Raw genomic sequence first — 26,281 nt, forward strand, 5'->3', positions numbered from 1 at the left:
AATCTAAATAAGCGGGATTGTGACTGGTAAAGCAGGCAAGACCTAAAATTTGCGTAAATGAAAAAGGATCGCTGTGTCCTTTATTCGTTGGCGAATTTTAGGTCTTTTTTGTTTAAATAAAAGGGGGAGAAACAGATGGATTACAAAGAGACTGCCAAACGCCTCATTGAACTTCTCGGGGGGAAAGATAACATTATCAGCGCGGCTCATTGTGCAACAAGACTGCGTTTAGTGATGAAAGATGAATCAAAGATAGATCAAGCACAAGTAGAAGAGCTTGATGGCGTAAAAGGCGCTTTCAGCAGCTCTGGCCAGTACCAGATCATTTTCGGAACAGGCCTTGTCAATAAGGTGTACGATGCTTTTTCTAAGGAAGCCGATACTGAGCGTGAAGAACACGTAAATCACCAGGATGCAGCAAAAGAAAAACTGAATCCCGCTGCGAGATTTGCGAAAACGCTTTCTAATATTTTCGTTCCAATCATCCCGGCTATTGTGGCCAGCGGCCTATTAATGGGATTACTGGGTATGATCAATGCGTTTCATTGGATGAGCAAGGATTCTGCACTGCTGCAGCTGCTCGATATGTTCTCAAGTGCGGCATTTATTTTCTTGCCGATTTTAATCGGGGTCAGTGCTTCAAAAGAGTTTGGCAGCAACCCTTACTTGGGAGCGGTCATCGGGGGTATCATGATTCATCCGACGCTTTTGAATCCATGGGGTTTGGCGGAAGCAACACCTGATTATATGCATCTTTTCGGATTTGATATCGCGCTTCTCGGCTACCAGGGAACTGTTATCCCTGTCCTGTTGGCGGTTTATGTGATGAGCAAGGTAGAGAAATGGACAAGAAAAGTGGTTCCGCATGCGGTAGATTTGCTTGTTACACCTTTTGTTACAGTGATTGTCACCGGGTTTGTCGCTTTTATCGCGATTGGTCCTTTGGGCAGAGCACTTGGCTCCGGCATTACGGTTGCTTTAACTTATGTATATGACCATGCCGGTTTTGTTGCGGGTCTGATTTTCGGGGGCACGTATTCACTCATCGTTTTGACAGGTGTTCATCACAGCTTCCATGCGATTGAGGCAGGGCTTATTGCAGATATAGGCAAAAACTACTTGCTGCCGATCTGGTCAATGGCGAATGTCGCACAGGGCGGGGCGGGCCTTGCCGTTTTCTTTATGGCGAAAAAGGCAAAGACAAAAGAAATCGCGCTTCCGGCTGCATTTTCCGCTTTTCTCGGCATTACTGAGCCAGTCATATTCGGAGTCAATCTTCGCTACCGAAAACCGTTTATCGCCGCGATGATTGGAGGGGCATTGGGCGGTGCATATGTCGTCTTTACACATGTTGCTGCAAACGCTTACGGGTTAACGGGTATTCCGATGATCGCTATTGCGGCGCCGTTTGGCTTTGGCAACTTGATCAACTATCTAATTGGAATGGCGATTGCGGCAGTGTCAGCGTTCATTGCAGCGTTTATCATGAAAATTAATGAGGATGAGGGGAGAAAAAAATGACAGCACATGATCAGGAGCTTCGTCGCCGGGCTTATGAAGAAGTGGAGAAAAATGAACCTATTGCTAATAGCGATCCGCACCGCCAGCATTTTCACATTATGCCGCCGGTTGGGCTGCTGAATGACCCGAATGGCGTGATATTTTGGAAGGGCAGCTATCATGTGTTTTTCCAGTGGCAGCCGTTTCAGACGGGGCACGGCGCGAAATTCTGGGGACATTATACGAGTCAGGATGTTGTGAATTGGAAGCGGGAAGAGATTGCGCTCGCTCCGAGTGATTGGTTCGATAAAAACGGCTGCTACTCGGGCAGCGCTGTCACGAAAGACGATCAGCTCTATCTGTTTTACACAGGCAATGTCAGGGATCAGGATGGGAATCGGGAAACGTATCAGTGCCTTGCTGTATCTGACGACGGATTGTCCTTTGAGAAAAAAGGTGTCGTCGCCCGCCTCCCAGAGGGATACACGGCGCATTTTCGCGATCCGAAGGTATGGGAGCATGAAGGCACATGGTATATGGTGATCGGTGCGCAAACGGAGAATATGCAAGGACACGCTGTGTTGTTTGCTTCTGATAACCTGACAGAGTGGAGGTTTCTCGGCCCGATAACCGGCGCGGGCTTCAACGGGTTGGACAATTTTGGGTACATGTGGGAATGCCCTGACTTGTTTTCCCTTCAGGGGTCCGACGTGCTGATAGTCTCGCCTCAAGGGCTTGAGGCTGATGGTTTTCGTTATCAGAACGTGTATCAATCAGGTTATTTTGTCGGACGTCTCGATTATAACAAGCCTGAACTGAAGCATGGTGATTTTACGGAGCTTGATCAAGGCTTTGATTTTTATGCGCCGCAAACACTTGAAGATGATCAGGGAAGGCGGATTTTGTTTGCATGGATGGCTGTGCCTGATCAGGATGAAGGGTCTCATCCGACGATTGACTATCACTGGATCCACTGTATGACGCTGCCGAGACAGCTGATGCTATCAGGGCAGAAGCTGATTCAGCAGCCGCTGCCTGAGCTGAAAGCCATGCGCAGGAATGAGAAGAACATACAAATCAACATGCATGGATCATCTGGTACGCTTCCAGTTGAAAACCCTGAAAGAACTGAGATCTTGATCGAAGACATTGATACACAGTCCGGATTTTCAATCAGTATCCGGGGTACGGCTGCGTTTTCCTTTAAAAAGGAGGAGAGAATTGTTACGCTGGAGCGAACGAGCTTCGACGGAAAACGAACAGAAGCGAGACATTGCCGCATCAAGGATTTGCATACCGTGCATATGTTTATCGACGCGTCATCTATAGAAATCTTTATCAATAATGGAGAAGAGGTCTTTAGTGCAAGATATTTTCCTTTCCCGGGAAATCATGAAGTCACAGCCAGCTCGACCGGAAAATCTAAAATGAACGTCGGAATTTGGACACTTATGTAGAAAATACTTCTATTTTCTTATGTGAAATCTGTGCCATCTGTGCTATTCTTCAACGATAACCTATTATTTTTTCTGTAAAAGGAGTTGTTTTCTTGAATATACATGAACAGAAGATAACACCGGAATGTTTGGAAAAGGCTGCGGACCAAGTTGAAGATAAGCGGGAAGAATATAAGGATGTGCTGCTGCAGCTGAAAAAAATGCTTGGCGGGACAACACCGCACAGTGAAACAGCGGAAATTCTTTCGCGAGCATATGAGCAAATGAAGGAATATGCACTTTTTGTTCAGTCGATCGAAGCATTTTTGAGGAAATCTGCGAACAATTTAAAAGTCAAATAAACAGGCTGCCGATGGGATCGGCAGTTTTTCTGTGAACAGTATTCGGTCATATTAAAAAGGCTGCCTTTCTGTAAGGCAGCCTTTTTTGTTTATGATTGTTTATTCAGGCGCAGCGCAGAATGCTTCGTAGGTCCGACATACTGGTTTAGCGGGAAGGATTCTTTAATAGCAGCGGTAATGAATTCTTTTGCTGCGTAAATGGCTTCTTTGACTTCTGCACCTTTGGCGAGTTCCGCTGTCACGGCTGCTGAGAAGGTACAGCCTGCGCCGTGTGTATAAGGCGTATCGATCATTTCGCTTTCAAGGACTTCCGCTGTTTCTCCGTCGTAGAGAACATCAACGGCTTTTTCGTGTTTGAGTTTGCCTCCGCCTGTAATGACAACATATTGGGCGCCGAGTGTGTGAATTTTTTTCGCGGCTTCGATCATATCGTCAACTGTTTTTAATTCATCCATGCCGCTGAGCTGGCTGGCTTCAAACAGATTCGGCGTAATGACAGTGGCTAGCGGCGCTAATTGTTCACGCAGGGCTTGGGCGTGCTCCGGATAAAGGACTTCATTAGCTCCTTTGCAAACCATGACCGGGTCAATCACCACATTTTTTAATTGTTTTTCTTTGATCGTTTTTGCTGCAAGCTCGATAATGTCAACGGTTGGCAGCATTCCTGTTTTCATGGCGTCTACACCGATGCCGTCCGTAATCGTTGCAAGCTGGGCACGGATTGTATCAGTATCGATCGGAAACACTTGATGGTCCCAGCTGTTATTCGGGTCCATCGCAACGATCACCGTTAAGGCGGTCATCCCGTATACGTTTTTTTCTTGAAATGTTTTTAAATCAGCTTGAATCCCAGCACCGCCGCTGGAATCTGAGCCGGCAATGGTGAGTGCTTTATGCATAGACATGTCTTGAACCTCCATCATGTTTTGTCTTTCATTATAGTTAGATTTTCTCTGTATCACAATATAGAAGAACGATAGGAATCATTTGACAATATCAAGAGGCTTTCGTAAAATGCTACATAAGAATACTAGGTAGGGGTTTTGTGATGTTAAATCGTGAGCTGGTGAAGGGCAGCACTGTTATATTGGTATTGACGCTTCTGAACGAGCGGCCGATGTACGGTTATGAGCTTGTAAAAGAAATGGGAAGCCGCAGCGGAAATGAACTGCAGATGAAAGAAGGGACCTTGTATCCTTCTCTTCACAAGCTTGAACGCCAAGGGTTTATTTCTTCATATTGGGAAAAGCAGGAGAAAGGGCCGGACCGCAAATATTACCGGATTACAGATGAAGGACAAGAGGTGCTGGCGGAACGTACGAAGGAATGGAGCGTATTTTCCGCTATGATGGACCGATTGCTGAAACGGAGCGGGCAGAATGGATAAAGAAACGTATTTATCTGAAATCAAAAACGGGCTTAAGGAGCTTCCCGAAGGAGAGGCAGTGATAGAAGAGATTGAGAGCCATATTGAACATCATCTGCTTCACTCTCTTCAAGAAGGGAAGAGTGAGGCGGAAGCTATGCAGACTTTATTACTGGCATTCGGAACGCCTGCTGACATTGTTTCTTCGTTTAAAAAAGAACAGCCTGTAACGTTCCGTGCGTTTTTGATGTTCCATCTTTTCTGTAACAGCGCACTATTCGCTGTCGGCATCGCCATTACGATGATGTATGTCTGGCTTGAATCACCCATTGTTCATGCTATATGGAAAGGCATTTCTGTTTCTGTGTGGCTGATCTTAGCTGCATATATTATCTACTGGGTCCTGATTGGGTATCAAGGGGTGAGGGAGTTTGGAAAACGCGGAGAAAAGCTTGTTTTACATACGATTCTGATCTCAATGGTGCCAAACGTCATTTTTATGCTTGTTTTTCTGTTCAATGTAATTCCTGCTGCGCTATTTCAATCCTTGCTGACACCTTGGTTTGTCGGAACTTGTGCTTGTGCAACGCTGTTATTTCCGTTATTCGGCCGAATGGGCTGTTATATTGGCAGGCGTCAGCTTGCCTGATTTTTTAGGTATATGCATAGAATTTCTATGTAAGGGAGGTGTATGTCGTGAGGATTAGCTCTTGTTTATATGGTTTTGTCGCTCATGGGGCAGTATTTTTGTTTACTGGTGGCTGCATGCTCTTGGCTATGTTAGCCAGCTTGCCTTTTGTTTTTCTGCTTGATTGGCTGCCTGATGTCGTCTTTACAGCCGGTGCCATTCTTATGCTGTTATGTTCATATGCTTATGTCTGGTTTTGGGCGGTCCGATTTGCATATAACCAGAAAATGCGCCTGTTCGAGGTTCAATTGGGGTCCTTTGTGTTGCTTGCCTTCATGATATCTTTGTTTTTATTGGATGGATCTAGTATGAAAGACATCGTGATGAATTGGGACGATGCAGGCTGTACTTTTGTTCCGCCGGCTTTTACTTTTTTGTGTCTTTCTTATGCGCTGGTGCTGCTTCCGGTCTATCAATCTAAGCTGTGGCATCTCATCCTTCCGAATGGCGTCCGCCTGAAAGATCTTTTTCCTGTCTTTGGAGATCTGATACTGATCATGGTGCTTCTGATCGGAGCCACATTACTGTTTCTATCATTCTAGTATCCCGTTTCAGTAGGATATTCCCACTGATCTCTTGTCCAATATATGTTTTAATAGTACATGACTATGAAAATGAGAAGGAGAGCATCATGAAGATTTCTATCGTAATTGTGACCTATAATCGGATTCCGGCTTTGTGTGAGCTTCTGGAGTCGATTTCGCAGCAGACCTTGAAGCCGTATGAAATTATTATTGTGAATGATGCCGGGGAATCGGTCGTGCCGGTCAAAGCACTGTATCCGGAGCTGCCGATTGCTGTCATCAATTTAGAAAAGAACTCGGGGCATGTGGCTGCGAGAAATGCCGGTGTAAAAGAGGCGTCTGGCGATTGCATTATGCTTTGTGATGACGATGATTTCTTTACGCCGGGGCATGTGGAGAGAATGGCGAAGGAAATAGAAACGGCAGATTTTGTTCATGCTGATGCGGAAATCGTCTCGTTTGAAGAGAAAAACGGAACAAGATATCCAGTTTCGCGGAAGCTATTTGCTTATACCGCTGACTACGAGGATATGAGAGTGTTCTCTACATACGTGCCGTCGGGCAGCATGTACAGACGTTTTCTGCATGATGAAATCGGGTATTTCGATGCTGATGTGCACAATTATTGGGACTGGGATTTTTATTTGCGTGCGGCGAAGGAGTACCGGGTGAAGCGTGTCCCTTGTGCGAGTGTGATTTATGCCTTCAGTGACGCGGGAGACAATCAGTCCGCGGACCTTGGCGCCAAGCGGAAACAATATTTGGATCGTTTAAGTGAAAAGCACGGACTCGGGGAACTGCCGACGAAGAACTTTGCCGTCCTGCTTGAAGAGCCTGAGATGAAAAGACGGGAAGCACAAAGTGAGATCGTTTGGGATGGCAAACCTGTCTATTCCAGACTTCATCGTTCGTAAGGGAGGCCTGAATCTTGAAACAGCTTTTACAAGACAGCTGGTGGAATCAGCTGAAGGAAGAGTTTGAGAAACCATATTATCAAGAGCTCAGAGAAATGCTGAAGCGGGAATACGCGGAGCAAACGGTTTATCCGGACAGCCGGGATATTTTTAATGCGCTGCATTATACCCCATACGATGATGTCAAGGTCGTCATTCTCGGCCAAGATCCGTATCACGGGCCAGGACAGGCTCAAGGCTTAAGCTTCTCCGTAAAGTCAGGTGTGAAGCAGCCGCCTTCATTAAAAAATATCTTTCTTGAGTTGCAGCAGGACATCGGGTGCAGCATCCCGAATCACGGGTCGCTTGTGAGTTGGGCAAAGCAAGGGGTTCTTTTGCTGAATACTGTGTTGACAGTAAGGCGCGGACAGGCGAATTCCCATAAGGGAAAAGGCTGGGAGCGTCTGACGGATCGGGTTATTGACGTGCTGAATGAAAGAGAGCGGCCGATTGTCTTTATTTTGTGGGGGCGGCATGCTCAAATGAAAAAAGAACGGATCGACACGTCCAAGCATTTTATCATTGAATCCACGCATCCCAGCCCGTTCTCTGCAAGAAACGGATTTTTCGGGAGCAGGCCGTTTTCCCGGGCGAATGCGTGCTTGGAGAAAATGGGAGAGGCCCCGATTGATTGGTGTATACCGGATTTGTAAAAAAGAAGCGCAGATATTCTGCGCTTTTTATTTAAGTATTTTCCGAATTATTTGCAGTCCGTTTTTGGAGGAAGGATAACGAAATGCGAAGTCGAAGCGGTTCGTTTGTTTGACGACGCTTTTTTTGTGCGTAAATGTGTTGAAGCTGTCAAATCCATGATAGCTGCCGATGCCGCTTTCTCCGACGCCGCCGAATGGCAAATACGGTGTCGCGACGTGCATTAATGTATCATTGACACAACCTCCGCCAAACGACAGGTTTTCTAAAACTGCCCGCTCGATTTCTTTATTTGTGGTGAAGACATACAGAGCGAGCGGCTTTGGGCGCGATTTGACTTTCTCAATGACTTCGCCGATATCGCCGTATGTAAAGAGTGGAAGAATCGGCCCGAAAATCTCCTCCTGCATCACTGGAGAGTCATCTTTCACTTGCTCAAGAATCGTCGGAGCTATTTTGTGGTGATCAGGATCAGACTGTCCGCCTGTGAGCGGAACGCCATCATTCAGAAAGCTGAGCAGCCGCTGATAGTGGCGTTCGCTGACGATTTTGCCGTACTGCGGATTACGTTCGGGCTGAGGGCCGTAAAATTTAATGATTGCACGCTTCATTTCTTCTATGAGCTTCATTTTGACGTCTTCGTGGACAAATAAATAATCTGGTGCGATGCAGGTTTGACCCGCATTTGTAAATTTCCCGAAGACAATGCGTTTGGCGGCAAGCTGTATGTCAGCATCCTTATGGACAATGCAAGGGCTTTTGCCACCGAGCTCCAAGGTAACGGGAATTAATTGTTTGGCGGCAGCCTCCATGACGATTTTTCCCACGGCAACGCTGCCGGTAAAGAAAATATAGTCAAAGGGCTGCTGTAATAATGCTGTGCTGACGTCGGGCATGCCTTCCGCCATAGCGACATAATCATTCGGAAAAACGCTGCTGATGAGTTTGGAAAGAACAGCGGAAACAGCCGGCGTATATTCTGACGGTTTGAGAATGACCGTGTTTCCGGCGGCAATAGCTCCAATCAAGGGAGAAAGCGCCAGTTGCAGGGGATAATTCCAAGGCGCAATCACCAAAACGGTTCCATACGGCTCAGGGATGATGATGCTCTTGGAGCCTAGATGAGTCAGCGGCGTTTTGACTCGTTTTGGCTTGATCCATCTCCCCAGCCGTTTCATCACAAAGCTGATTTCCTCCAACACAATTCCGATTTCTGTCGTGTACGCCTCCTGTTCAGATTTGTGGAGATCCTGATAGAGAGCGGCTGTTAAATCGGCTTCATGTGTTTTGATGGCTTGTTTCAGCTTCTGCAAAATGTCCAGTCTCGATTCTAGCGGTCTCGTATGCCCCGCCGCAAAATAGGCTTTATGCTTGCTGACGATAGAGGGGATGCTGTTCATTCCGTCGCTCCTTTTTTGTAAGGTATGGTGATTTATTATGTGAAAAATCTCTTCTGCTTGTCAAATGCGCAAGGTTTGTCAGAAAAAATAACAAACTCATATCTGCGTTCGCGGCAGGAATTTGATAAAATGCAGGAAGACGACATTTATTTTTTGGAGGGTTCTTGATGAACATTCATATATCTGCTTTGATTCAAAAGATGGAAGAGGAGCTGAAAAAGGCAAAGACAGCTGAACGGGATGAGGAGCTGAAGCGTTACGTAGCAGTTGTCCGTTCGTTGTGTGACGTCGTGCTGGATCAGCCGGAGACCGCGAGCGCGCCCCGCATACAGCCGAGCAGCACGCCGATTCCTGCCGCACCGCCATCGACAGACCAGCTGATGATGGAAAAAATGATGGGAAGCACGGGATTAAACAAATATCGAAAGCAGGAAAAAGAGAAGCAGGAAGAGGACGGAAACGGAGAGTCTTTATTTGATTTTTAATGAGAAAGGTTGAGCTACGTGAAATTGGTTCTTGGTGCGCTGCAATGGACAGCGTTTATCATTGCTGCGGCGATTGTTGTTCCGGTGGCGGTTGCCCAGTCGTTTCATTTGGATCACTCAGATTCTGCGAGATTGATCCAAAGCACCTTTTTTGTGCTGGGAATTGCCGCCGTCATTCAGTGTTTGAAAGGCCACAGACTGCCGATCAATGAAAGCCCCGCGGGCTTGTGGTGGGGAGTGTATACAATCTACGCCGGGCTGACGGGAACTGTGTTTGCGACATATGGGGACACACTGCGCGGTTTGCAGGGAGCTCTTCTTGTAAGCGCTGTATGTTTCTTTTTGTTAAGTGTTTTCAAGGTCATTGACCGGCTTGCAAAATTGTTTACTCCGGTTGTCACGGGCGTCTATTTATTGCTGCTTGTGATGCAGCTGAGTCAGCCCATTATAAAAGGAATTCTCGGAATCGGCTATCGTAAGGACGGGGTGGACGGTCTTGTATTTGGCCTGGCACTTGTTGTGATCGCTGCCGCCTTTATGATGACAAATTCGAACATCATGTTTTTCAAGCAATATTCTATTTTATTGGCCTTGTTCGGCGGGTGGGTGCTGTTTGCGGCTGCTGGAGCGGCAAAGCCGATTGAAATGCCGGATCGGCTGTTTCAGCTGCCTTCCTTGTTTCCTTTTGGCGCCCCGTTATTTAACAGCGGCCTGATCATCACCTCAATTTTTATTACCATCTTGCTGATCGTAAATATGCTGGCTAGCATGAAGGTTGTGGACATCGCTGTGAAGAAATTCGGCAAACAGCCGGATGAACAGCATCATGAACGACATGCCGGTTTTGCCGCCTCATTCAGCCATCTGCTGAGCGGTTTGACAGGAGCCATTGCTCCGGTTCCGATTTCGGGAGCCGCAGGTTTTATTGAGACGACGAAAATGTCTTCTAAAAAACCGTTTATAATAGGCAGTATTTTGGTTGTCGTGATCAGCGTGATCCCGTTTTTTATGAATGCGTTTGCGAGCCTGCCATCACCCGTTGGATTTGCGGTAAACTTTGTTGTGTTCTCCGCAATGGGAGGTCTGGCCTTTGCAGAATTTGATTCATATGAGAAAGCAGAATTAAAAAGGGTGCGGTCTGTCATCGGCATCTCGCTGCTGACAGGAGTCGGTATCATGTTTGTTCCTGAAACTGCATTAAAGGGATTGCATCCGGTATTGATTTCTCTGTTAAGCAATGGGCTCGTATTAGGGACACTTGCTGCAATAGCGGCAGACCAGTTTCAGCTTTGGCGCAGGAGAAAATCCGACAATCTCGTGTCATCGGAGAACAAACGTTGAATTTTGGTTCAGGTGCGATAAGATAAATGATATGAGTTTAACGAAAAGGCGGGAGAGATAGATGAAAGTGTTTATCATATTAGGGGCTATTAACGCTCTGCTTGCCGTGGGACTTGGGGCATTTGGCGCTCACGGATTAGAAGGGAAAATTCCTGATAAATATCTTCAGGTGTGGCACACAGGCGTCCAGTATCATATGTATCACGCCCTTGGGCTTTTCGTTGTCGCGTTTCTCGCCGATAAATTATCCGGCATCGGCAGTGTCACGACAGCCGGCTGGCTGATGTTCGCGGGAATTGTGCTGTTTTCCGGAAGCTTATATATTCTCAGTGTGACGCAAGTCTCCATTCTTGGGGCGATTACCCCGCTCGGCGGTGTGGCGTTTATTATTTCTTGGATTATGATCGTTGTCGCAGCCGTCAAATATTTATAAACAAAAAAGCCAATCCTCATGATATGAGTGATTGGCTTTTTCTTTATCTTGGCGAATAGGACGACATGGAGTATGGATACGTATACGCAATTTCTTCATCAAATGTAATGTAATCGAGGTAGATTGTCAGGAGCAGGTAGCGTGTTCCTGATTTCGGGTCGCTGAGGATAATGTGATCCCGGCCCGCAGCCTCGATGACGCCGCGAAAGATCTTCGAGCCCCATTCCTTGCTGTTTTCAAATGTCATATAAATGGTAGCCGTTTTTCCCCGGTTCAGGCGCAAAATATTCTCAATGTAAGATTCCTCAACAGGCAGCATGCCGGGAACGCTTTGGCCCGGCGCTGACGGTGTCGGCCCCGATGGGATTTGAAACCCGCCGCCCTGCTGCTGGCCCGGGAAGCCGAAGCCCTGCTGTCCTTGCTGCCCCTGCTGCATTGGCATCATTGGCTGCATCCCCATCATCTGCATTTGTCCGCCTTGGCCTTGCTGCGGGTACGGATTGGCACCGTACTGAGGCTGATACCCCTGCATATTATCAAATCCCTGCATTTGCTGATATTGATTTTTTTTCGGTTTCATATCGTTCCTCCTTTTTATGAAAACCAATCAAAACATGTTCCGGATGTATAGATGAACGCTCCGCGATGACTCACCTCCGATGGAAAACGATCTTAGTCGCTGGTGCGATTTTTATCTCTTTCACCTTATGAGGCTGATGCTTGGAATATGCGGAAAAAGAGCAGCAGACGGCACAGATTTTGATCTGGGCAGCTGCTGTTTTTCGTAGACATACACAAACTTTTCGCATATTGGTTTGTATCCCTAGCGCAACTTGCGCATAAGCAACATAAGATAACGTTAGTTTCAGGTGTGAAGTTTCAAGAAGGAGGTGTAGGATTTGCCGAAAGTATCAGTCATTATGACGAGCTATAACAAAAGCGATTATGTGGCAAAGTCCATTTCTAGCATACTCTCACAAACGTTTTCAGATTTTGAATTGTTTATTATGGATGACAACTCCAATGAAGAGACGCTGAATGTAATCCGTCCTTTTTTGAATGATAACCGAGTGCGTTTTTATCAAAGTGATGTATCTGGAGTAAAGGAAAGAACGGAAAAAACGAGGTACGCGGCGCTGATCAATCAGGCGATTGAGATGGCGGAGGGTGAATATATCACCTATGCAACGGATGATAACATCTATATGCCGGACCGGCTCCTGAAAATGGTGCAGGAGCTCGATGCTCATCCTGAAAAGGCTGTGATTTACTCAGCATCCAAAACCTATCATTTAAACGAGCATCGCGACATCATAAAAGAAACTGTCAGGCCTGCCGCCCAAGTGACATGGAACGCGCCGTGCGCCATCGATCATTGTTCGGTGATGCACAGGTATTCAGTGCTTGAGAAGGTAAAGGAGGAGTTTGGCTCCTATTGGGATGAAAGCCCGGCGTTTTACCGGATCGGGGATGCCCGGTTCTTTTGGAGAGTCAATCATTTTTATCCGTTTTACCCGCTGGCTGAGGAGCTGGATCTGAATTATATTACCGACCAATCGATTCACTTTCAGCTGTTTGAATCAGAAAAAAATGAATTTGTCAGGAACCTTCCTCCGCAACGCAATTGCCGCGAGCTGCGGGAATCATTAAAAAAGCTTGGAATGGGGTGAGAGCTTGTCGGCCTATTTAAGCAACTATTGGGTGCTGTACCGGAAGTATGTGGAGCTTTTTGAAAGACTTCGCTACAAGGGGATTCCGCTTGGGCTTATCAGTAATTTTTATCAATACATCAGCCCTGAGCTAAGGGTGATGATGGAAGAAGAACCGGAGTTATTCGGACCGGCGGATCAGCATATCGATGAAGGGCAGATTCAGCCGTTTTTTGAAGAAAAAATTCAAAATATAGTTAAAACAAACGACGAACCTGTTAAGGGGAAAGTCATTTTGCATTTTGATTACCTGCGTTTTTCAAACGAAAATTACTATCAATTTGACCCTGAAAAAACGGCTGTTTTGGCCAGATGGAGTTTGCCGCATTATTGTGATCTGCCTGTGATTAGCAAGCGTGAGATTGCCGAATCATGCCCAAAAGGCGATCCGAAGCCGTATCTCGAAACAGCCTGTTCGATTCTCGCCCCTTTTGAAGACCACCCGGCATTCGGTGATCAAGCATTTCGCGACCGGCTTTATAAAGATATTCCTTTATTTATGGAAGCCATTGATACGGTTGATACGCTGTTTGAGCAGGAGAAGATTTCGGCTGTTGTTGTCGGAACGGCAGAAGATATTTACAGCAGGGTGCTCGCTCTCATGTGTCAAAGGAGAGGGGCCGTCAGCATTTGCCTTCAGCATGGCGCATTGATGGGAGATGAAGCCTTCATTCCTGTTTTTACAACCTATCAAGCTGTTTTTGGTGCGTATGAAGCGGAGTGGTTCATACGAAAAGGCTGTAAACCTGAGCAGATTCTCGTAACGGGACATCCCCGCTTCGATCAGATTTTTAACAGAACCCCTATGGACATGTCCACATTCTATCGAAAACTTGCTTTTCATCCATCTAAAAAAATCGTGCTCATTGCGACCCAGCCCTTTTCAGAAGATTTTTATTCAGGTGTGCTAGAAGGGCTTTCTGATCAGAAACAGCTGCAAATTATCATTAAACCTCATCCTTGGGAAATCGGAAAAAACAAGCTGGATCTATATCACGCTGCGGCGAAAAAACATAACGCATGCAGAGTCATCAAAAAGGAGCTGGATCTGTATGATTTGCTGCCGTATGCTGACGCGGCAGTGACGCAAACCTCAACAGTCGGACTTGAAGCCATGCTGTTTCAAAAGCCTGTGCTGATCGGGAAATCATCCGGAAACCGCTCGTATCCGTATTATGAGTCTCTTGGCGATTTTATGTTTGATCAGCCGGATGAACTGGCGCGCACCTTGATTGAGGTTCTTCGAAGTCCCGCCGTGCATCAAAAAGCAGAAGAGGCGCGTATGGCATTCACAGCTGCTAATTATCCGGTGGCAGAATCAACAAACGCTTTATTTTCGGTACTGAAAGCCAAAACAGGGGTTGATTACAGGCGGGAAGATACTGAATAAAATGATAGGAGCGCAAAGAAAATGGTGCAAAAGAGAAATCATTTTCTTCCTTACTCATTGCCGTTAATCGGCAAGGAAGAAATTCAGGAGGTTACAGATACGCTTGAATCGGGATGGCTCTCCAAAGGCCCGAAGGTTCAGCAGTTTGAAAAAGAGTTTGCTGCGTTTGTCGGGGCAAAGCACGCCGTGGCGCTGAATTCATGTACCGCTGCTTTATTTTTGGCTTTGAAAGCAAAAGGGATCGGGCCGGGTGACGAGGTCATTACCTCTCCGCTTACGTTCAGCTCGACCGCCAATACGATTATTCATACAGGAGCGACCCCTGTGTTTGCGGACATTGACGAAAACACGCTCAATATTGACCCGGCAAAGCTTGAGGCGGCCGTCACACCGCAAACGAAAGCAGTTGTACCCGTCCACTTCGGCGGGCAGTCCTGTGATATGGATGCGATATTGGCAATTGCCCAAAAGCATGGTTTATTCGTGCTGGAGGATGCGGCACATGCGGTGTATACGACTTATAAGCAAAGTATGATCGGTTCTATCGGGGACGCGACGGCATTCAGCTTTTATGCCACTAAAAACCTGGCGACAGGCGAAGGCGGTATGCTGACGACAGACGATGAGGAGCTTGCCGATAACATCCGGGTGCTGAGCCTTCACGGCATGAGCAAAGCCGCATGGAACCGTTATTCTTCAAATGGCAGCTGGTATTATGAAGTCGAATCGCCCGGCTATAAGATGAACATGTTTGATTTGCAGGCGGCTCTCGGTCTTCATCAGCTGAAACGGTTAGATGATATGCAGAAACGGAGAGAAGAGATTGCCGGCCGCTACCAAGCCGCTTTTCAGCAGATTCCGGGGCTGATCACGCCGTTTGTTCATGATGACGGAAGGCACGCATGGCATTTATATGTTTTGCAAGTTGATGAAAAACAGGCCGGTGTCACGCGCAGCGAAATGATTACGGCTTTAAAGGATGAATACAATATCGGAACTAGCGTTCACTTTATTCCAGTACACATTCATCCGTATTATCAAAAGCAATTCGGGTTTAAGGAATCGGACTTCCCGAATGCCATGAATTACTATAAACGAACCCTGTCGCTCCCGCTCTATCCATCAATGTCTGACGAGGATGTAGATGATGTCATTGACGCTGTGCGGGATATCGTAAAAGGGGCTGGTTAAAGTGTACACGGTAAAAGAAAATGTCTCCAAAGAAGCGATTGAGAGTTTTCTCCAAAGCAGGCAGCTTACATTGGACGTTCTGTATCAATTCTCCCTCGGCCTTTTTGAAAACAGCAGGCTCCAAGGCGTCTTGCTTTACGAAGATTCTCTGTGGGAAAGCCAGATGCTTCAGAAGAAAGTCATGAACGTCAAACTTCTTGCGGCAAACAGCGCCGGGCAGTTGAAGAGGCTGTTTGAAGCTTTTTATTCTGTACGCCAAATGGATGAAACGGATTTTATCTTTGTTCGTGTTCCGGCTGAAGATATCGGAGCGGCGCATGTGATACAGCAGCAGCCATCCTCTTACTTTGTCGGCAGTTTGCTGAAGCTGGCGAAGCCCCCGTCTTTTTATGACAAAACAGCGCCGTTTTTTGAACTGGGCCCTCCTGAGCCTGGAGACACAGAAGCGATATGTGAGCTGGCCCGAGACTCGTTTACAAAAAGCAGATATTTTCAAGATCCTCATCTCAGCCGTGAAGCAGCAAACAAAATTTTTCAGGAGTGGACACGAAACAACCTGAATGGAAGGGCGGCTATAAACATTGCCGCTAAGCATAAAGGCGAGGTCATCGGCTATCTTCAGGGCTTATCAAGAGACGATGAATGTATTCTCGATTTGATGGCTGTGAAGCCGGGGTTTGAAGGAAAACGTATCGCGTTTCATTTATTGGCGAATCTCATAGAACAACCGGAGACACAGAAGCATAAAACGGTAACAGCGGGGACGCAGCTTCACAATGTAAGGGCGATCCGCCTTTATGAAAGAATGGGCTTCACCGCTGAACAATCATACTATTATTATCATATTTGGCCGGGCAAGGAGGCGAAATAATGGCAGAGTTTCAGATCGCGAATAAAACTGTAGGCAAAGACGCGCCTGTATTTATTATCGCCGAGGCAGGAATTAATCATGACGGTAAGCTTGATCAGGCCTTTGCGCTGATTGATGCAGCGGCGGAAGCTGGAGCGGATGCCGTGAAATTTCAAATGTTTCAGGCTGATAAGATGTACCAGAAAGATCCTGGTTTGTACAAAACAGCGGCGGGTAAGGACGTCTCTATTTTTTCTTTGGTTCAATCAATGGAAATGCCAGCTGATTGGATTTCTCCGCTATTGGATTACTGCCGAGAAAAGCAGGTGATCTTTTTAAGCACAGTATGTGACGAAGGGGCAGCCGACCTGCTTCATTCCACCTCGCCGAGCGCTTTTAAAATCGCATCCTATGAAATTAACCATCTTCCGCTGCTCAAATATGTCGCCCGTATGAACAGGCCGATGATATTTTCAACAGCCGGAGCGGAAATTTCTGATATTCACGAAGCTTGGAGCACCATCAGGACAGAAGGCAACGATCAAATTGCCATTATGCATTGTGTGGCGAAATACCCTGCGCCGCCGGAGTACAGCAACCTCAGCGTCATTCCGATGCTTGCCGCCGCTTTTCCTGATGCGGTGATCGGCTTCTCCGATCATAGCGAGCATCCGACAGAAGCGCCGTGTGCCGCGGTTCAGCTCGGAGCTAGACTGATAGAAAAACATTTTACGATCGATAAAAACCTGCCGGGCGCCGACCACTCGTTTGCGTTAAATCCGGACGAATTGAAAGAAATGGTCGGAAGCATCAGGAAAACCGAGGCTGAGATGAAACAAGGAATCAGGAAGCCGGTCTCTGAAAAACTGCTTGGCAGTTCATACAAAACAACGACCGCCATCGAAGGAGAAATCCGAAATTTTGCATACAGAGGGATTTTTACAACGGCTCCGATTCAAAAAGGTGAAGCTTTTAGTGAAGACAATATCGCAGTGCTTCGCCCCGGGCAAAAGCCGCAGGGGATGCACCCGAGATTTTTTGAGCTGCTGACCTGCGGCGTTCGGGCTGTAAGAAACATTCCGGCCGACACAGGCATTGTCTGGGATGACATTTTAGTGAAGGACAGCCCATTTCATGAATGACATTCTCTTTATCATTCAAGCCAGAATGGGGTCAACACGGCTTCCGGGAAAAGTGCTGCGTCGGCTCGGTTCCAATCGCTTACTCGATATGATCGTTCACCGCGTCCGGCAAAGCGCGTTTTATCAAAAGGATCGGGATAATCTTGTCATCGCCACGTCTGATAAAGAAACTGACGACATATTAGAGGCGCACTGTGTTAAACATGGCTTTCGCGTTTTTCGCGGCAGTGAGGAACGTGTTCTCGACAGGTTTGTGAAGGTCATTGAGGCTGTCAAACCGACAGTTGTCATCCGGTTAACAGGTGAAAATCCGTTTGTTGATCCAGAGCTGCTCGATATGATGATTCAGGCGCATCTTGATCAAGGAGCGGATTATACGTATATCCTGAATACCCCGTTAGGGATTTGCGGCGAAGCGGTCAGCGCCAAGCTGTTAACAGACATCAGCCGCATTCAGGCGTTGGGGGATCAATATCAGGAGCATGTCACGTTATATGTAAGGGATCATCCAGATCTTTATCGCGTTCAGTTTTTAGAGGCGCCGGAACAATTTCGCGGCCCTCAATACCGACTGACCATTGACACAAAGGAAGACTATGAATCGATAAAGGCCCTTTATCAAAAAGCAGGCGAGCGTCCAGATGTATCCGCCTCAGAGCTCATCAGCCTGCTGAACCGGAACCTTGGTGCGGCAAACGAACGAGAGGCTGAATAGCCATGCATATTGGGATTGTCGCAGACGGGGGTTATGAAAAGGGAATGGGCCATGTTGTCCGGATGAAGAGACTTGCGGATGAACTCAAACAGTGCTGCTTGATTACGTTTTACACGAATCAGGAGTCTGAACCATTTCTTCATGAAGAGCATTGGCATGTCATCGTAAAGCCGGAGCTGCAGCAGCACGAATTTATTCTCCGGGAAATAAAAAGCAAGAAACTTGATCTGGTTTTATTTGATATTCTCGGCGCACCTGTTGAGCTGTTAAAGAAAATAAAGGCGGAAACAGATACAAAAATTGTACTTTTTGAAGAGAAAAACGCCAAAGCGATTCATCAAAGTGACGCAGTCATCAACGGAATTTACGGCGATATCAAAAGCAGGGTGTACGATCAGGGAAACACCCGCATCTATGAAGGGCCGGATTATCTTATTCTTCACCCCGCCTTCCGAGCCGCAAGAAATGATTACACACTTAAGAAAAAATGCCGCAATATTGTTGTCGCATTAGGAGGAAGTGATCCGAAGCAGCTTGTTTTTAAAGTGCTGGCTGCAGCCGACCAAGTCCCCGCCATGAAAGACAAAAACATGATGTTTGTGATGGGGAGCGCTTCACCGCATCAAGAGGCGGTCCGAAGGCAGATTCAAAAGAAGCCGCAGTACACGGTGATCGGGCAAACAAATGATATGGCGGGTATGATGAAACAAGCGGATGCAGCCATTGTCGCCGGCGGCATCTCCCTGTACGAAGCCATTTGCATCGGCGTGCCGTGCCTCGTTCTTTCTCAGGTTGAGCACCAAACGGCAACAGCCAAAACATTCGCTGAGCTAGGCGCCGCTCTTGATCTTGGCTTGGGAGAGCTTGTATCGGATGAGACGCTTATCTATCAGATGTCACGAATCATCAGCAGCTATCCTCTTCGCCTTTCATTGCACAAAGGAGGAAGGCTGCTCGTGGATGGCAAAGGCATCAAACGGGTATCAGCTATTCTTTTAGATTTGTATGATCAAAAGGCATAAAAATGCATGTAAGGAAGTGTTAATGTGAAAGGTGTTATTTTAGCCGGAGGAAACGGCTCACGCCTTATGCCCTTAACGAAAGCCGTCAACAAGCATTTGCTTCCTGTAGGCCCGTATCCGATGATTTACTGGTCGATTATGAAGCTGGAGGAAGCCGGAATAAAAGACATTTTACTCATCAGCCAAAAAGAGCATATGCCGCAATTTTTCAAACTGCTTGGGAACGGGAAAGAGCTTGGCGTCACAATCACTTATCAGGTCCAGCCTGCCGCATCGGGCATTTCGGATGGTCTGTCTTATGCAAAACGCTTTACGAAAAAAGAGCCTTTCATTTTATTATTAGGTGATAATATATTCGAAGATTCATTAAAGCCTTTTACGGAGCGTTTTGAACAGCAGGGAAAAGGAGCAAAGGTGCTGCTGAAAGAAGTTGATGATCCGGAACGCTTCGGGATTGCTGAGATTGATGAGAAAAACAAGCGGATTCGTTCCATTATCGAGAAGCCCGCACATCCGCCGACTAACCTTTGTGTAACCGGCATTTATATGTATGATGCGGAGGTGTTTTCGTATATTGAACAAATATCACCGTCGAAGCGCGGCGAGCTGGAAATTACCGATGTGAATAATCTATACATCGAAAACAGCCAGCTTACGTATGATGTGTTATCAGGCTGGTGGGTCGATGCCGGAACTCACGAATCGCTTCATCTCGCCTCTCAGCTTGTACATCAGGCTTTACAGAAAGGACAGGACGAAAAGTGATGGCAAAATCATATTTAATTACGGGCGGAGCCGGCTTCATCGGGCTCACGTTTACAAAGCTCATGCTGAAGGAAACGGATGCACGCATTACCGTTTTAGATAAACTAACGTACGCCAGCCACCCGGAGGAAATGGAAAAACTAAAGGAAAACAGCCGATTTCGCTTTGTAAAAGGGGATATCAGCGTTCAGGAGGATATCGACCGGGCGTTTGATGAGACCTATGACGGTGTGATTCATTTTGCTGCGGAATCGCATGTGGACAGAAGCATTTCCCAAGCGGAGCCGTTTATCACCACGAATGTCATGGGGACATACCGATTGGCGGAAGCGGTCTTGCAGGGAAAAGCCAAGAAGCTGATTCATATTTCAACAGATGAGGTGTACGGGGATTTAGAAGCGGATGATCCCGCCTTTACTGAAACGACGCCGCTTTCCCCTAATAACCCATACTCAGCCAGCAAAGCAAGCTCTGATTTGCTCGTGTTATCGTACGTAAAAACCCACAAGCTACCAGCCATTATTACACGATGCAGCAACAATTACGGCCCCTACCAGCACAGCGAAAAAATGATTCCGACGATTATCCGACATGCGAAGCAAGGCCTACCGGTTCCGCTGTACGGCGATGGGCTCCAGATCCGAGACTGGCTGTTTGCGGAGGACCATTGCCGCGCCATCAAGCTGATTTTAGAAAAAGGAACCGACGGCGAGGTGTATAACATCGGCGGCGGAAATGAACGCACAAATAAAGAGCTGGCGAGCATCATCATGAAGCATCTGAGCTGTGAGGAATTGTTCGCCCACGTGGAAGACCGAAAAGGGCATGACCGGCGCTATGCGATCAATGCTTCAAAGCTGAAAAACGAACTGGGCTGGCGGCAGGAAGTGCCGTTTGAAGAAGGCATTGCGCGTACGATTCGCTGGTATACAGACAATGACCGATGAGAAGGTGATCCGATTGACAAAGGTATTGGTGACTGGTGCGGGAGGACAGCTTGGCCTGGAACTGTGCCGCCAGCTGAAGCAAGCCGGGTATGAGGTCATTGCGTTAACAAAGAAGATGATGAACATTGCTGACCAGCGCTCAGTACGGCATTCGTTTGGCCATTATCAGCCGGATATCGTGGTCAATACGGCCGCGTTTACATCGGTTGATAAATGCGAGACAGAACTTGATAAAGCGTACTCGATTAACGGAATCGGCGCTTATTATACAGCGCTGGAGGCAACCCGCATCGGCGCTCAATATATTCATATCAGCACGGACTATGTATTTGACGGGAAAGGAACCCAGCCATACAGGGAAGACGATCCCCTCGATCCGAACACCATCTACGGCAAAAGCAAAAAGCTCGGAGAAGAACTGATTCGATTAGCAACAAAAGACAGCACGATTATCAGAACGTCGTGGGTGTACGGACATGGCGGCAGCAATTTCGTTCATACCATGCTGAGGCTTGCTGAAACGAAACAAGAGCTGCGGGTTGTAAGCGATCAAATGGGTTCGCCGACCTATACGAAGGATTTAGCAGAAGCGGTTATCAAGCTGTTCAGCCATCCGCCGGGCATCTACCATGTCAGCAATTCAGGCATATGCAGCTGGTATGAATTCGCGAAGGCCATTATGGAAGAAAGCGGACTGGCCACAGTCATTTTGCCTGTCACGACTGAAGAATATGGAAACAAAACGCCCCGTCCGGCTTACTCTGTGCTAAGCCATCGGGCCATTGAAGAAGCCGGTATTCGCCCTCGCCATTGGCGGGAAGCGCTACGGGAGTATTTGCAGGAGAGGAGCAGTGCGCGTGATTGATGGAGTCAAGGTGAAAAATTTGACGAAGCATAGTGACGACAGGGGCTTTTTTGCTGAGCTGGTTCGAGATGATGAGAACCTTCTTGAGCATTTCGGGCAGGCCTCTTGGTCGAAAAGCTATCCGGGTGTGATTAAAGCATTTCATTATCATGAGAAGCAGGATGATCTCTGGTTCTTCCCAACCGGCCACGCTCAGGTTGTCCTTTACGATCTGCGCGAGGACTCAAAGACAAAAGGAGAAACTGACGTCTATTATATGGGCGAAGACAACCCGATGCTGTTATTGATCCCAAAAGGGGTAGCTCACGGGTACAGAGTGCTGGGAGAAACGCCGCTGACGATTATCTACTTCACCACCATGTCGTATAATCCGGATCAGCCTGATGAAAAAAGAATTCCGTGGAATGATGAGACGATCGGTTTTAATTGGAATACCGAATTTAGATAAAGATAGGAACATGATCAATCGAAGAGCGGAGGCATCTTCGCCTTTTTTTTGTCCTTTTTTCAAAATAGGATTAAAAGGTAGAATTCAACAGGTGGATGTGACTAGAAAAAGAGAGTAAATCGTCCATTCGACCCTTGTATATCCAGGATGAAATACTCAAAGAATCCCAAGTGTTAATATTCCTAAAAAAAGCATTTACTTCCATGGAAAATGATGATAGATTAATTTTTAAGAAAAAGTAAGATAATTCGCGAATTATGGCAAAACACTTTTTCTGCAGAGGACGCTCTGGCCAATTCCGAAAATTAATTGAGGGGGAAATGTCATGTTAAAAAGAACTTCATTTGTATCTTCATTATTCATCAGTTCAGCTGTCTTACTATCAATCTTGCTTCCTTCAGGCCAAGCTCATGCGCAGTCTGCATCAATTGAGGCTAAAACGATCAACAGCACAAAAGAGTGGACCACTTCTGATATTGAGGTAACATATAAACCAAATGCGGTGCTTTCTCTCGGAGCGGTAGAATTTCGTTTTCCTGACGGGTTTCATGCAACGACAAGAGATTCAGTGAATGGAAGAACACTGAAAGAAACACAGATATTAAACGATGGAAAAACAGTCAGACTCCCGCTTACGCTTGATTTGTTAGGCGCAACTGAATTTGACCTCGTCATGGTGCGTAAAACCCTTCCGCGCGCAGGCACTTATACAATTAAAGGCGATGTTGTAAACGGTTTGGGAATCGGCAGTTTTAATGCTGAAACGCAGCTGGTGATTGACCCTCGTTAATAAATAGATGTGATCAGAGACTGAGATGTTTTCAGTCTCTTTTTTTTGTTGATTAAAAAAACTGGTACGGATCTTGCATGATAATAAGGGTGAATCCAATGTAGAAAGGAATTGGCCGGTTAAATTTTTAAAGCGCTTACATTTCTGGCTGGTCAAAAAAACAATGAGGTGAAAAAAGATGTCAGCAAAGCAAGTCTCGAAAGATAAGGAAAAAGAAGCTCTTAATTTATTTCTGTCTACCCAAACGATCATTAAGGAAGCCCTTCGAAAGCTGGGCTATTCGGGCGATATGTATGAACTTATGAAAGAGCCGCAGAGAATGCTCACTGTCCGCATCCCGGTAAAAATGGATAACGGCAGCGTCAAAGTGTTCACAGGCTACCGGTCGCAGCACAATGATGCGGTCGGTCCGACAAAGGGAGGCGTGCGTTTCCATCCTGAAGTCAATGAAGAGGAAGTCAAGGCATTATCCATATGGATGACGCTCAAGTGCGGGATTGCTAATCTTCCTTACGGCGGCGGAAAGGGCGGTATTATTTGTGATCCGCGGACAATGTCTTTTGGAGAATTGGAAAGGCTGAGCAGAGGATATGTCCGTGCCATCAGCCAGATCGTCGGCCCGACAAAGGATATTCCGGCTCCCGATGTGTACACCAACTCGCAAATTATGGCGTGGATGATGGATGAGTACAGCCGGCTGCGGGAATTCGATTCTCCGGGCTTTATCACAGGAAAACCGCTCGTTTTAGGCGGATCGCAAGGCCGGGAAACAGCAACGGCACAGGGGGTCACGATTTGTATTGAAGAGGCGGTGAAGAAAAAAGGGATTAAGCTGCAAAACGCGCGGATCATCATACAGGGCTTTGGAAATGCGGGAAGCTTTCTGGCCAAATTCATGCATGATGCGGGCGCGAAGGTGGTCGGGATCTCGGATGCCCATGGCGGTCTCTACAACCCGGACGGTCTTGATATCCCTTATTTGCTCGATAAGCGGGACAGCTTCGGCATGGTCACCAACTTATTTACAGACGTCATCACAAATGAGGAGCTGCTTGAAAAGGATTGCGATATCTTAGTGCCTGCGGCAATCGCCAATCAAATCACAGCCAAAAACGCACATAACATTCAGGCGTCAATCGTCGTCGAAGCGGCAAATGGTCCGACAACCATTGATGCCACGAAGATCCTGAATGAAAGAGGCGTGCTCCTCGTGCCTGATATCCTGGCGAGTGCCGGCGGCGTCACGGTTTCTTATTTTGAATGGGTGCAAAACAACCAAGGATATTATTGGCCAGAAGAAGAGGTTGCAGAAAAACTGAGAAACGTCATGGTCAATTCGTTCGAAACAATTTATCAGACAGCGGCAACACATAAAGTCGATATGCGCTTGGCGGCTTACATGACAGGCATCAGAAAATCGGCAGAGGCATCGCGATTCCGCGGGTGGGTATAAATTCGGAAGGGGAGATATCCTCTTCTGATGCAAAGAAATTTTGCGTTTATCCTTTGCAGGAAGAGTGAGACCTGCAAATAAAATTTGCGTTTCATGGTCGGAGAAAGAGAAAGGTGTCGGCTAATAGACAAATTTCCGTTTGATTCAACAAGTTTTTTCAGCAAAAGACAAAAAAATGGCATGGTTCTTGCATTTTTATTCATACGAAAACATATTTCATGACATGAGGGGGACTACATATGACAGTTTCATACGCACACGAACCATTTACTGATTTTACGGAAGCAAAGAATAAAACATCATTTCAAGAGTCATTGGCATTTGTAAACACTCAGCTCGGCAAGCATTATCCGCTTGTCATAAATGGAGAAAAAATAGAAACGAACCGCAAAATTGTTTCCATTAATCCGGCAAATAAAGAAGAGATCATTGGGTACGCGTCTACAGCGGATCAAGAGCTTGCTGAAAAAGCGATGCAAGCTGCACTGCAGGCATTTGAATCTTGGAAAAAACAAAGACCGGAGCACCGCGCGAATATCCTCTTTAAAGCAGCGGCTATTTTGCGCAAAAGAAAGCATGAATTTTCAAGCTATCTTGTAAAGGAAGCAGGAAAACCGTGGAAGGAAGCTGATGCGGATACGGCTGAAGCGATAGACTTTTTAGAGTTCTACGCGCGGCAAATGTTAAGCCTCAAGGAAGGGTCTCCGGTGAAGAGCCGTGCAGGCGAGTTCAATCAATACCATTACGAAGCGCTTGGCGTCGGCATCGTCATTTCTCCATTTAATTTCCCGCTTGCGATTATGGCAGGTACAGCGGCGGCTGCAATTGTGACAGGGAATACGATTCTCTTAAAACCGGCTGACGCAGCCCCAGTAGTAGCTGCAAAATTTGTCGAGGTCATGGAGGAAGCGGGCTTGCCAAACGGCGTTCTGAATTACATCCCGGGAGATGGAGCGGAGATCGGTGATTTCTTAGTGGAGCATCCGAAAACGCGGTTTGTCTCATTTACAGGTTCCCGTGCAGTCGGCTGCCGGATTTATGAGCGTGCCGCCAAAGTGCAGCCTGGCCAAAAATGGCTGAAGCGGGTGATTGCTGAGATGGGCGGAAAAGACACGGTGCTTGTCGACAAGGACGCTGATCTTGACCTTGCTGCCTCTTCTATCGTGTATTCAGCATTCGGGTATTCAGGACAGAAGTGTTCAGCAGGCTCCCGCGCGGTCATCCATCAGGATGTTTATGATGAAGTGGTGGAAAAAGCTGTAGCGCTGACGAAAACGCTGGCTGTAGGCAATCCGGAAGATCCTGATACGTATATGGGTCCCGTGATCCATGAAGCGTCCTACAATAAAGTCATGTCATATATTGAAATCGGCAAATCTGAAGGCAAGCTGTTGACCGGCGGTGAAGGCGATGATTCAAAAGGTTACTTTATTCAGCCGACGATCTTTGCAGATGTTGATGAAAACGCGCGCCTGATGCAGGAAGAAATTTTTGGCCCGGTTGTTGCGATCTGCAAAGCGCGTGATTTCGATCATATGCTGGAGATTGCAAATAACACGGAATACGGATTAACAGGCGCTCTGCTGACGAAAAATCGCGCACACATTGAACGGGCGCGTGAGGATTTCCATGTCGGAAACCTATACTTCAACAGAGGCTGTACCGGGGCGATTGTCGGCTATCAGCCGTTCGGCGGTTTTAATATGTCTGGAACAGATTCAAAAGCAGGCGGCCCGGATTATTTAATTCTTCACATGCAGGCCAAAACAACGTCCGAAGCTTTTTGATTTGAGAGAAATAAAATCGTGCGATCCTTGAGCGGATCGCACGATTTCAACTTTTGATCAGGAGGACA

The 26,281-nt window shown here is 46.9% G+C and carries 28 protein-coding genes; 25 read left to right on the plus strand and 3 right to left on the minus strand.

The features are described from left to right. The first annotated feature begins 135 nt into the window (after window positions 1-135). The 3 genes from scrA to AC0C66_RS09900 all read left to right on the plus strand — a co-directional run bounded on the left by scrA (window position 136) and on the right by AC0C66_RS09900 (window position 3,298). Window positions 136-1,521, plus strand: a complete 1,386-nt coding sequence (gene scrA, locus AC0C66_RS09890) for a PTS system sucrose transporter subunit IIBC (protein ID WP_014115610.1) — start codon at window positions 136-138, stop codon at window positions 1,519-1,521. After that, complete coding sequence (sacA, locus tag AC0C66_RS09895; RefSeq protein ID WP_461845786.1) at window positions 1,518-2,957, plus strand: sucrose-6-phosphate hydrolase; 1,440 nt, start codon at window positions 1,518-1,520, stop codon at window positions 2,955-2,957. The genes scrA and sacA overlap by 4 nt, the downstream gene beginning before the upstream one ends. 92 nt (window positions 2,958-3,049) lie before the next feature. Next, the gene (locus AC0C66_RS09900) at window positions 3,050-3,298 is read left to right on the plus strand and encodes a hypothetical protein (RefSeq protein WP_014115608.1); all 249 of its coding nucleotides are present in this window, start codon (window positions 3,050-3,052) and stop codon (window positions 3,296-3,298) included. Window positions 3,299-3,387: 89 nt separating this feature from the next. On the opposite strand, the gene AC0C66_RS09905 is transcribed toward AC0C66_RS09900, so the two are convergent. After that, window positions 3,388-4,203, minus strand: a complete 816-nt coding sequence (locus AC0C66_RS09905) for a bifunctional hydroxymethylpyrimidine kinase/phosphomethylpyrimidine kinase (RefSeq protein WP_072183245.1) — start codon at window positions 4,201-4,203, stop codon at window positions 3,388-3,390. Between the two features lie 143 nt (window positions 4,204-4,346). Here AC0C66_RS09905 and AC0C66_RS09910 point away from each other — a divergent pair, with 143 nt between their 5' ends. The 5 genes from AC0C66_RS09910 (at window position 4,347) to AC0C66_RS09930 (ending at window position 7,482) form a co-directional block, all read left to right on the plus strand. Then, a complete protein-coding gene (locus AC0C66_RS09910) occupies window positions 4,347-4,685 on the plus strand; it encodes a PadR family transcriptional regulator (protein ID WP_072183244.1) in 339 nt (112 codons plus the stop codon). Further along, window positions 4,678-5,313, plus strand: coding sequence for a permease prefix domain 1-containing protein (locus tag AC0C66_RS09915; protein ID WP_072183243.1), 636 nt, complete (start codon window positions 4,678-4,680; stop codon window positions 5,311-5,313). Before AC0C66_RS09910 ends, AC0C66_RS09915 begins: the two co-directional genes overlap by 8 nt. 47 nt (window positions 5,314-5,360) lie before the next feature. Continuing rightward, complete coding sequence (locus AC0C66_RS09920; RefSeq protein WP_072183242.1) at window positions 5,361-5,894, plus strand: hypothetical protein; 534 nt, start codon at window positions 5,361-5,363, stop codon at window positions 5,892-5,894. Window positions 5,895-5,983: 89 nt separating this feature from the next. Further along, window positions 5,984-6,790 carry a glycosyltransferase family 2 protein gene (locus AC0C66_RS09925; RefSeq protein WP_014115603.1) on the plus strand — a complete coding sequence of 269 codons (807 nt, stop codon included), beginning with the start codon at window positions 5,984-5,986 and terminating at the stop codon, window positions 6,788-6,790. Between the two features lie 14 nt (window positions 6,791-6,804). Then, a complete protein-coding gene (locus AC0C66_RS09930; RefSeq protein ID WP_072183241.1) occupies window positions 6,805-7,482 on the plus strand; it encodes a uracil-DNA glycosylase in 678 nt (225 codons plus the stop codon). Between the two features lie 27 nt (window positions 7,483-7,509). On the opposite strand, the gene AC0C66_RS09935 is transcribed toward AC0C66_RS09930, so the two are convergent. After that, on the minus strand, window positions 7,510-8,880 hold the full coding sequence (locus AC0C66_RS09935) for an aldehyde dehydrogenase (protein WP_461845785.1): 1,371 nt from the start codon (window positions 8,878-8,880) through the stop codon (window positions 7,510-7,512). Window positions 8,881-9,047: 167 nt separating this feature from the next. Here AC0C66_RS09935 and AC0C66_RS09940 point away from each other — a divergent pair, with 167 nt between their 5' ends. The 3 genes from AC0C66_RS09940 (at window position 9,048) to AC0C66_RS09950 (ending at window position 11,139) form a co-directional block, all read left to right on the plus strand. Further along, on the plus strand, window positions 9,048-9,365 hold the full coding sequence (locus AC0C66_RS09940) for a YwdI family protein (RefSeq protein ID WP_072183239.1): 318 nt from the start codon (window positions 9,048-9,050) through the stop codon (window positions 9,363-9,365). Window positions 9,366-9,383: 18 nt separating this feature from the next. Then, window positions 9,384-10,706 (plus strand): purine/pyrimidine permease, encoded by a 1,323-nt coding sequence (locus AC0C66_RS09945; RefSeq protein ID WP_461845784.1) that lies wholly within the window; start codon window positions 9,384-9,386, stop codon window positions 10,704-10,706. Between the two features lie 61 nt (window positions 10,707-10,767). After that, the gene (locus AC0C66_RS09950) at window positions 10,768-11,139 is read left to right on the plus strand and encodes a DUF423 domain-containing protein (protein ID WP_003222123.1); all 372 of its coding nucleotides are present in this window, start codon (window positions 10,768-10,770) and stop codon (window positions 11,137-11,139) included. Window positions 11,140-11,182: 43 nt separating this feature from the next. Here the strand turns inward: AC0C66_RS09950 and gerQ are convergent, their stop codons facing one another. Beyond that, window positions 11,183-11,719: a spore coat protein GerQ gene (gerQ, locus tag AC0C66_RS09955; protein WP_014115597.1), complete on the minus strand. Its 537-nt coding sequence runs from the start codon at window positions 11,717-11,719 to the stop codon at window positions 11,183-11,185. Between the two features lie 319 nt (window positions 11,720-12,038). Here gerQ and spsA point away from each other — a divergent pair, with 319 nt between their 5' ends. From spsA to pruA, 14 genes are all read left to right on the plus strand, one after another. Continuing rightward, window positions 12,039-12,809 carry a spore coat dTDP-glycosyltransferase SpsA gene (gene spsA / locus AC0C66_RS09960; RefSeq protein WP_014115596.1) on the plus strand — a complete coding sequence of 257 codons (771 nt, stop codon included), beginning with the start codon at window positions 12,039-12,041 and terminating at the stop codon, window positions 12,807-12,809. A gap of 4 nt (window positions 12,810-12,813) precedes the next feature. Continuing rightward, the gene (locus AC0C66_RS09965; RefSeq protein WP_072183237.1) at window positions 12,814-14,238 is read left to right on the plus strand and encodes a CDP-glycerol glycerophosphotransferase family protein; all 1,425 of its coding nucleotides are present in this window, start codon (window positions 12,814-12,816) and stop codon (window positions 14,236-14,238) included. A gap of 21 nt (window positions 14,239-14,259) precedes the next feature. Then, window positions 14,260-15,429: a DegT/DnrJ/EryC1/StrS family aminotransferase gene (locus AC0C66_RS09970; protein WP_072183236.1), complete on the plus strand. Its 1,170-nt coding sequence runs from the start codon at window positions 14,260-14,262 to the stop codon at window positions 15,427-15,429. A gap of 1 nt (window position 15,430) precedes the next feature. Continuing rightward, a complete protein-coding gene (locus AC0C66_RS09975; RefSeq protein ID WP_072183235.1) occupies window positions 15,431-16,300 on the plus strand; it encodes a GNAT family N-acetyltransferase in 870 nt (289 codons plus the stop codon). After that, a complete protein-coding gene (locus AC0C66_RS09980; protein WP_461845783.1) occupies window positions 16,300-17,421 on the plus strand; it encodes an N-acetylneuraminate synthase family protein in 1,122 nt (373 codons plus the stop codon). The genes AC0C66_RS09975 and AC0C66_RS09980 overlap by 1 nt, the downstream gene beginning before the upstream one ends. Next, window positions 17,414-18,136, plus strand: coding sequence for a glycosyltransferase family protein (locus AC0C66_RS09985; protein ID WP_072183233.1), 723 nt, complete (start codon window positions 17,414-17,416; stop codon window positions 18,134-18,136). Before AC0C66_RS09980 ends, AC0C66_RS09985 begins: the two co-directional genes overlap by 8 nt. A 2-nt stretch (window positions 18,137-18,138) precedes the next feature. Next, a complete protein-coding gene (locus tag AC0C66_RS09990) occupies window positions 18,139-19,158 on the plus strand; it encodes a PseG/SpsG family protein (protein WP_072183232.1) in 1,020 nt (339 codons plus the stop codon). A 24-nt stretch (window positions 19,159-19,182) separates the two neighbouring features. After that, window positions 19,183-19,923, plus strand: a complete 741-nt coding sequence (locus AC0C66_RS09995; RefSeq protein ID WP_472973556.1) for a sugar phosphate nucleotidyltransferase — start codon at window positions 19,183-19,185, stop codon at window positions 19,921-19,923. Continuing rightward, window positions 19,923-20,870 (plus strand): dTDP-glucose 4,6-dehydratase, encoded by a 948-nt coding sequence (gene rfbB, locus AC0C66_RS10000; RefSeq protein WP_472973557.1) that lies wholly within the window; start codon window positions 19,923-19,925, stop codon window positions 20,868-20,870. The genes AC0C66_RS09995 and rfbB overlap by 1 nt, the downstream gene beginning before the upstream one ends. Window positions 20,871-20,883: 13 nt before the next feature. After that, window positions 20,884-21,735, plus strand: a complete 852-nt coding sequence (rfbD, locus tag AC0C66_RS10005; RefSeq protein ID WP_041521097.1) for a dTDP-4-dehydrorhamnose reductase — start codon at window positions 20,884-20,886, stop codon at window positions 21,733-21,735. After that, the gene (locus AC0C66_RS10010; RefSeq protein ID WP_472973597.1) at window positions 21,728-22,183 is read left to right on the plus strand and encodes a dTDP-4-dehydrorhamnose 3,5-epimerase family protein; all 456 of its coding nucleotides are present in this window, start codon (window positions 21,728-21,730) and stop codon (window positions 22,181-22,183) included. The genes rfbD and AC0C66_RS10010 overlap by 8 nt, the downstream gene beginning before the upstream one ends. A gap of 325 nt (window positions 22,184-22,508) precedes the next feature. Further along, the gene (bslB, locus tag AC0C66_RS10015; RefSeq protein ID WP_061186532.1) at window positions 22,509-22,973 is read left to right on the plus strand and encodes a biofilm surface layer hydrophobin BslB; all 465 of its coding nucleotides are present in this window, start codon (window positions 22,509-22,511) and stop codon (window positions 22,971-22,973) included. Window positions 22,974-23,151: 178 nt separating this feature from the next. Then, complete coding sequence (gene rocG, locus AC0C66_RS10020; protein WP_072183229.1) at window positions 23,152-24,426, plus strand: glutamate dehydrogenase; 1,275 nt, start codon at window positions 23,152-23,154, stop codon at window positions 24,424-24,426. A 239-nt stretch (window positions 24,427-24,665) separates the two neighbouring features. Continuing rightward, entirely contained in the window at window positions 24,666-26,213 is a 1,548-nt protein-coding gene (gene pruA, locus AC0C66_RS10025) for an L-glutamate gamma-semialdehyde dehydrogenase (RefSeq protein WP_088679627.1), read from the plus strand. Window positions 26,214-26,281: the final 68 nt, after the last annotated feature.

This window comes from Bacillus sp. VA13 (assembly GCF_055710085.1).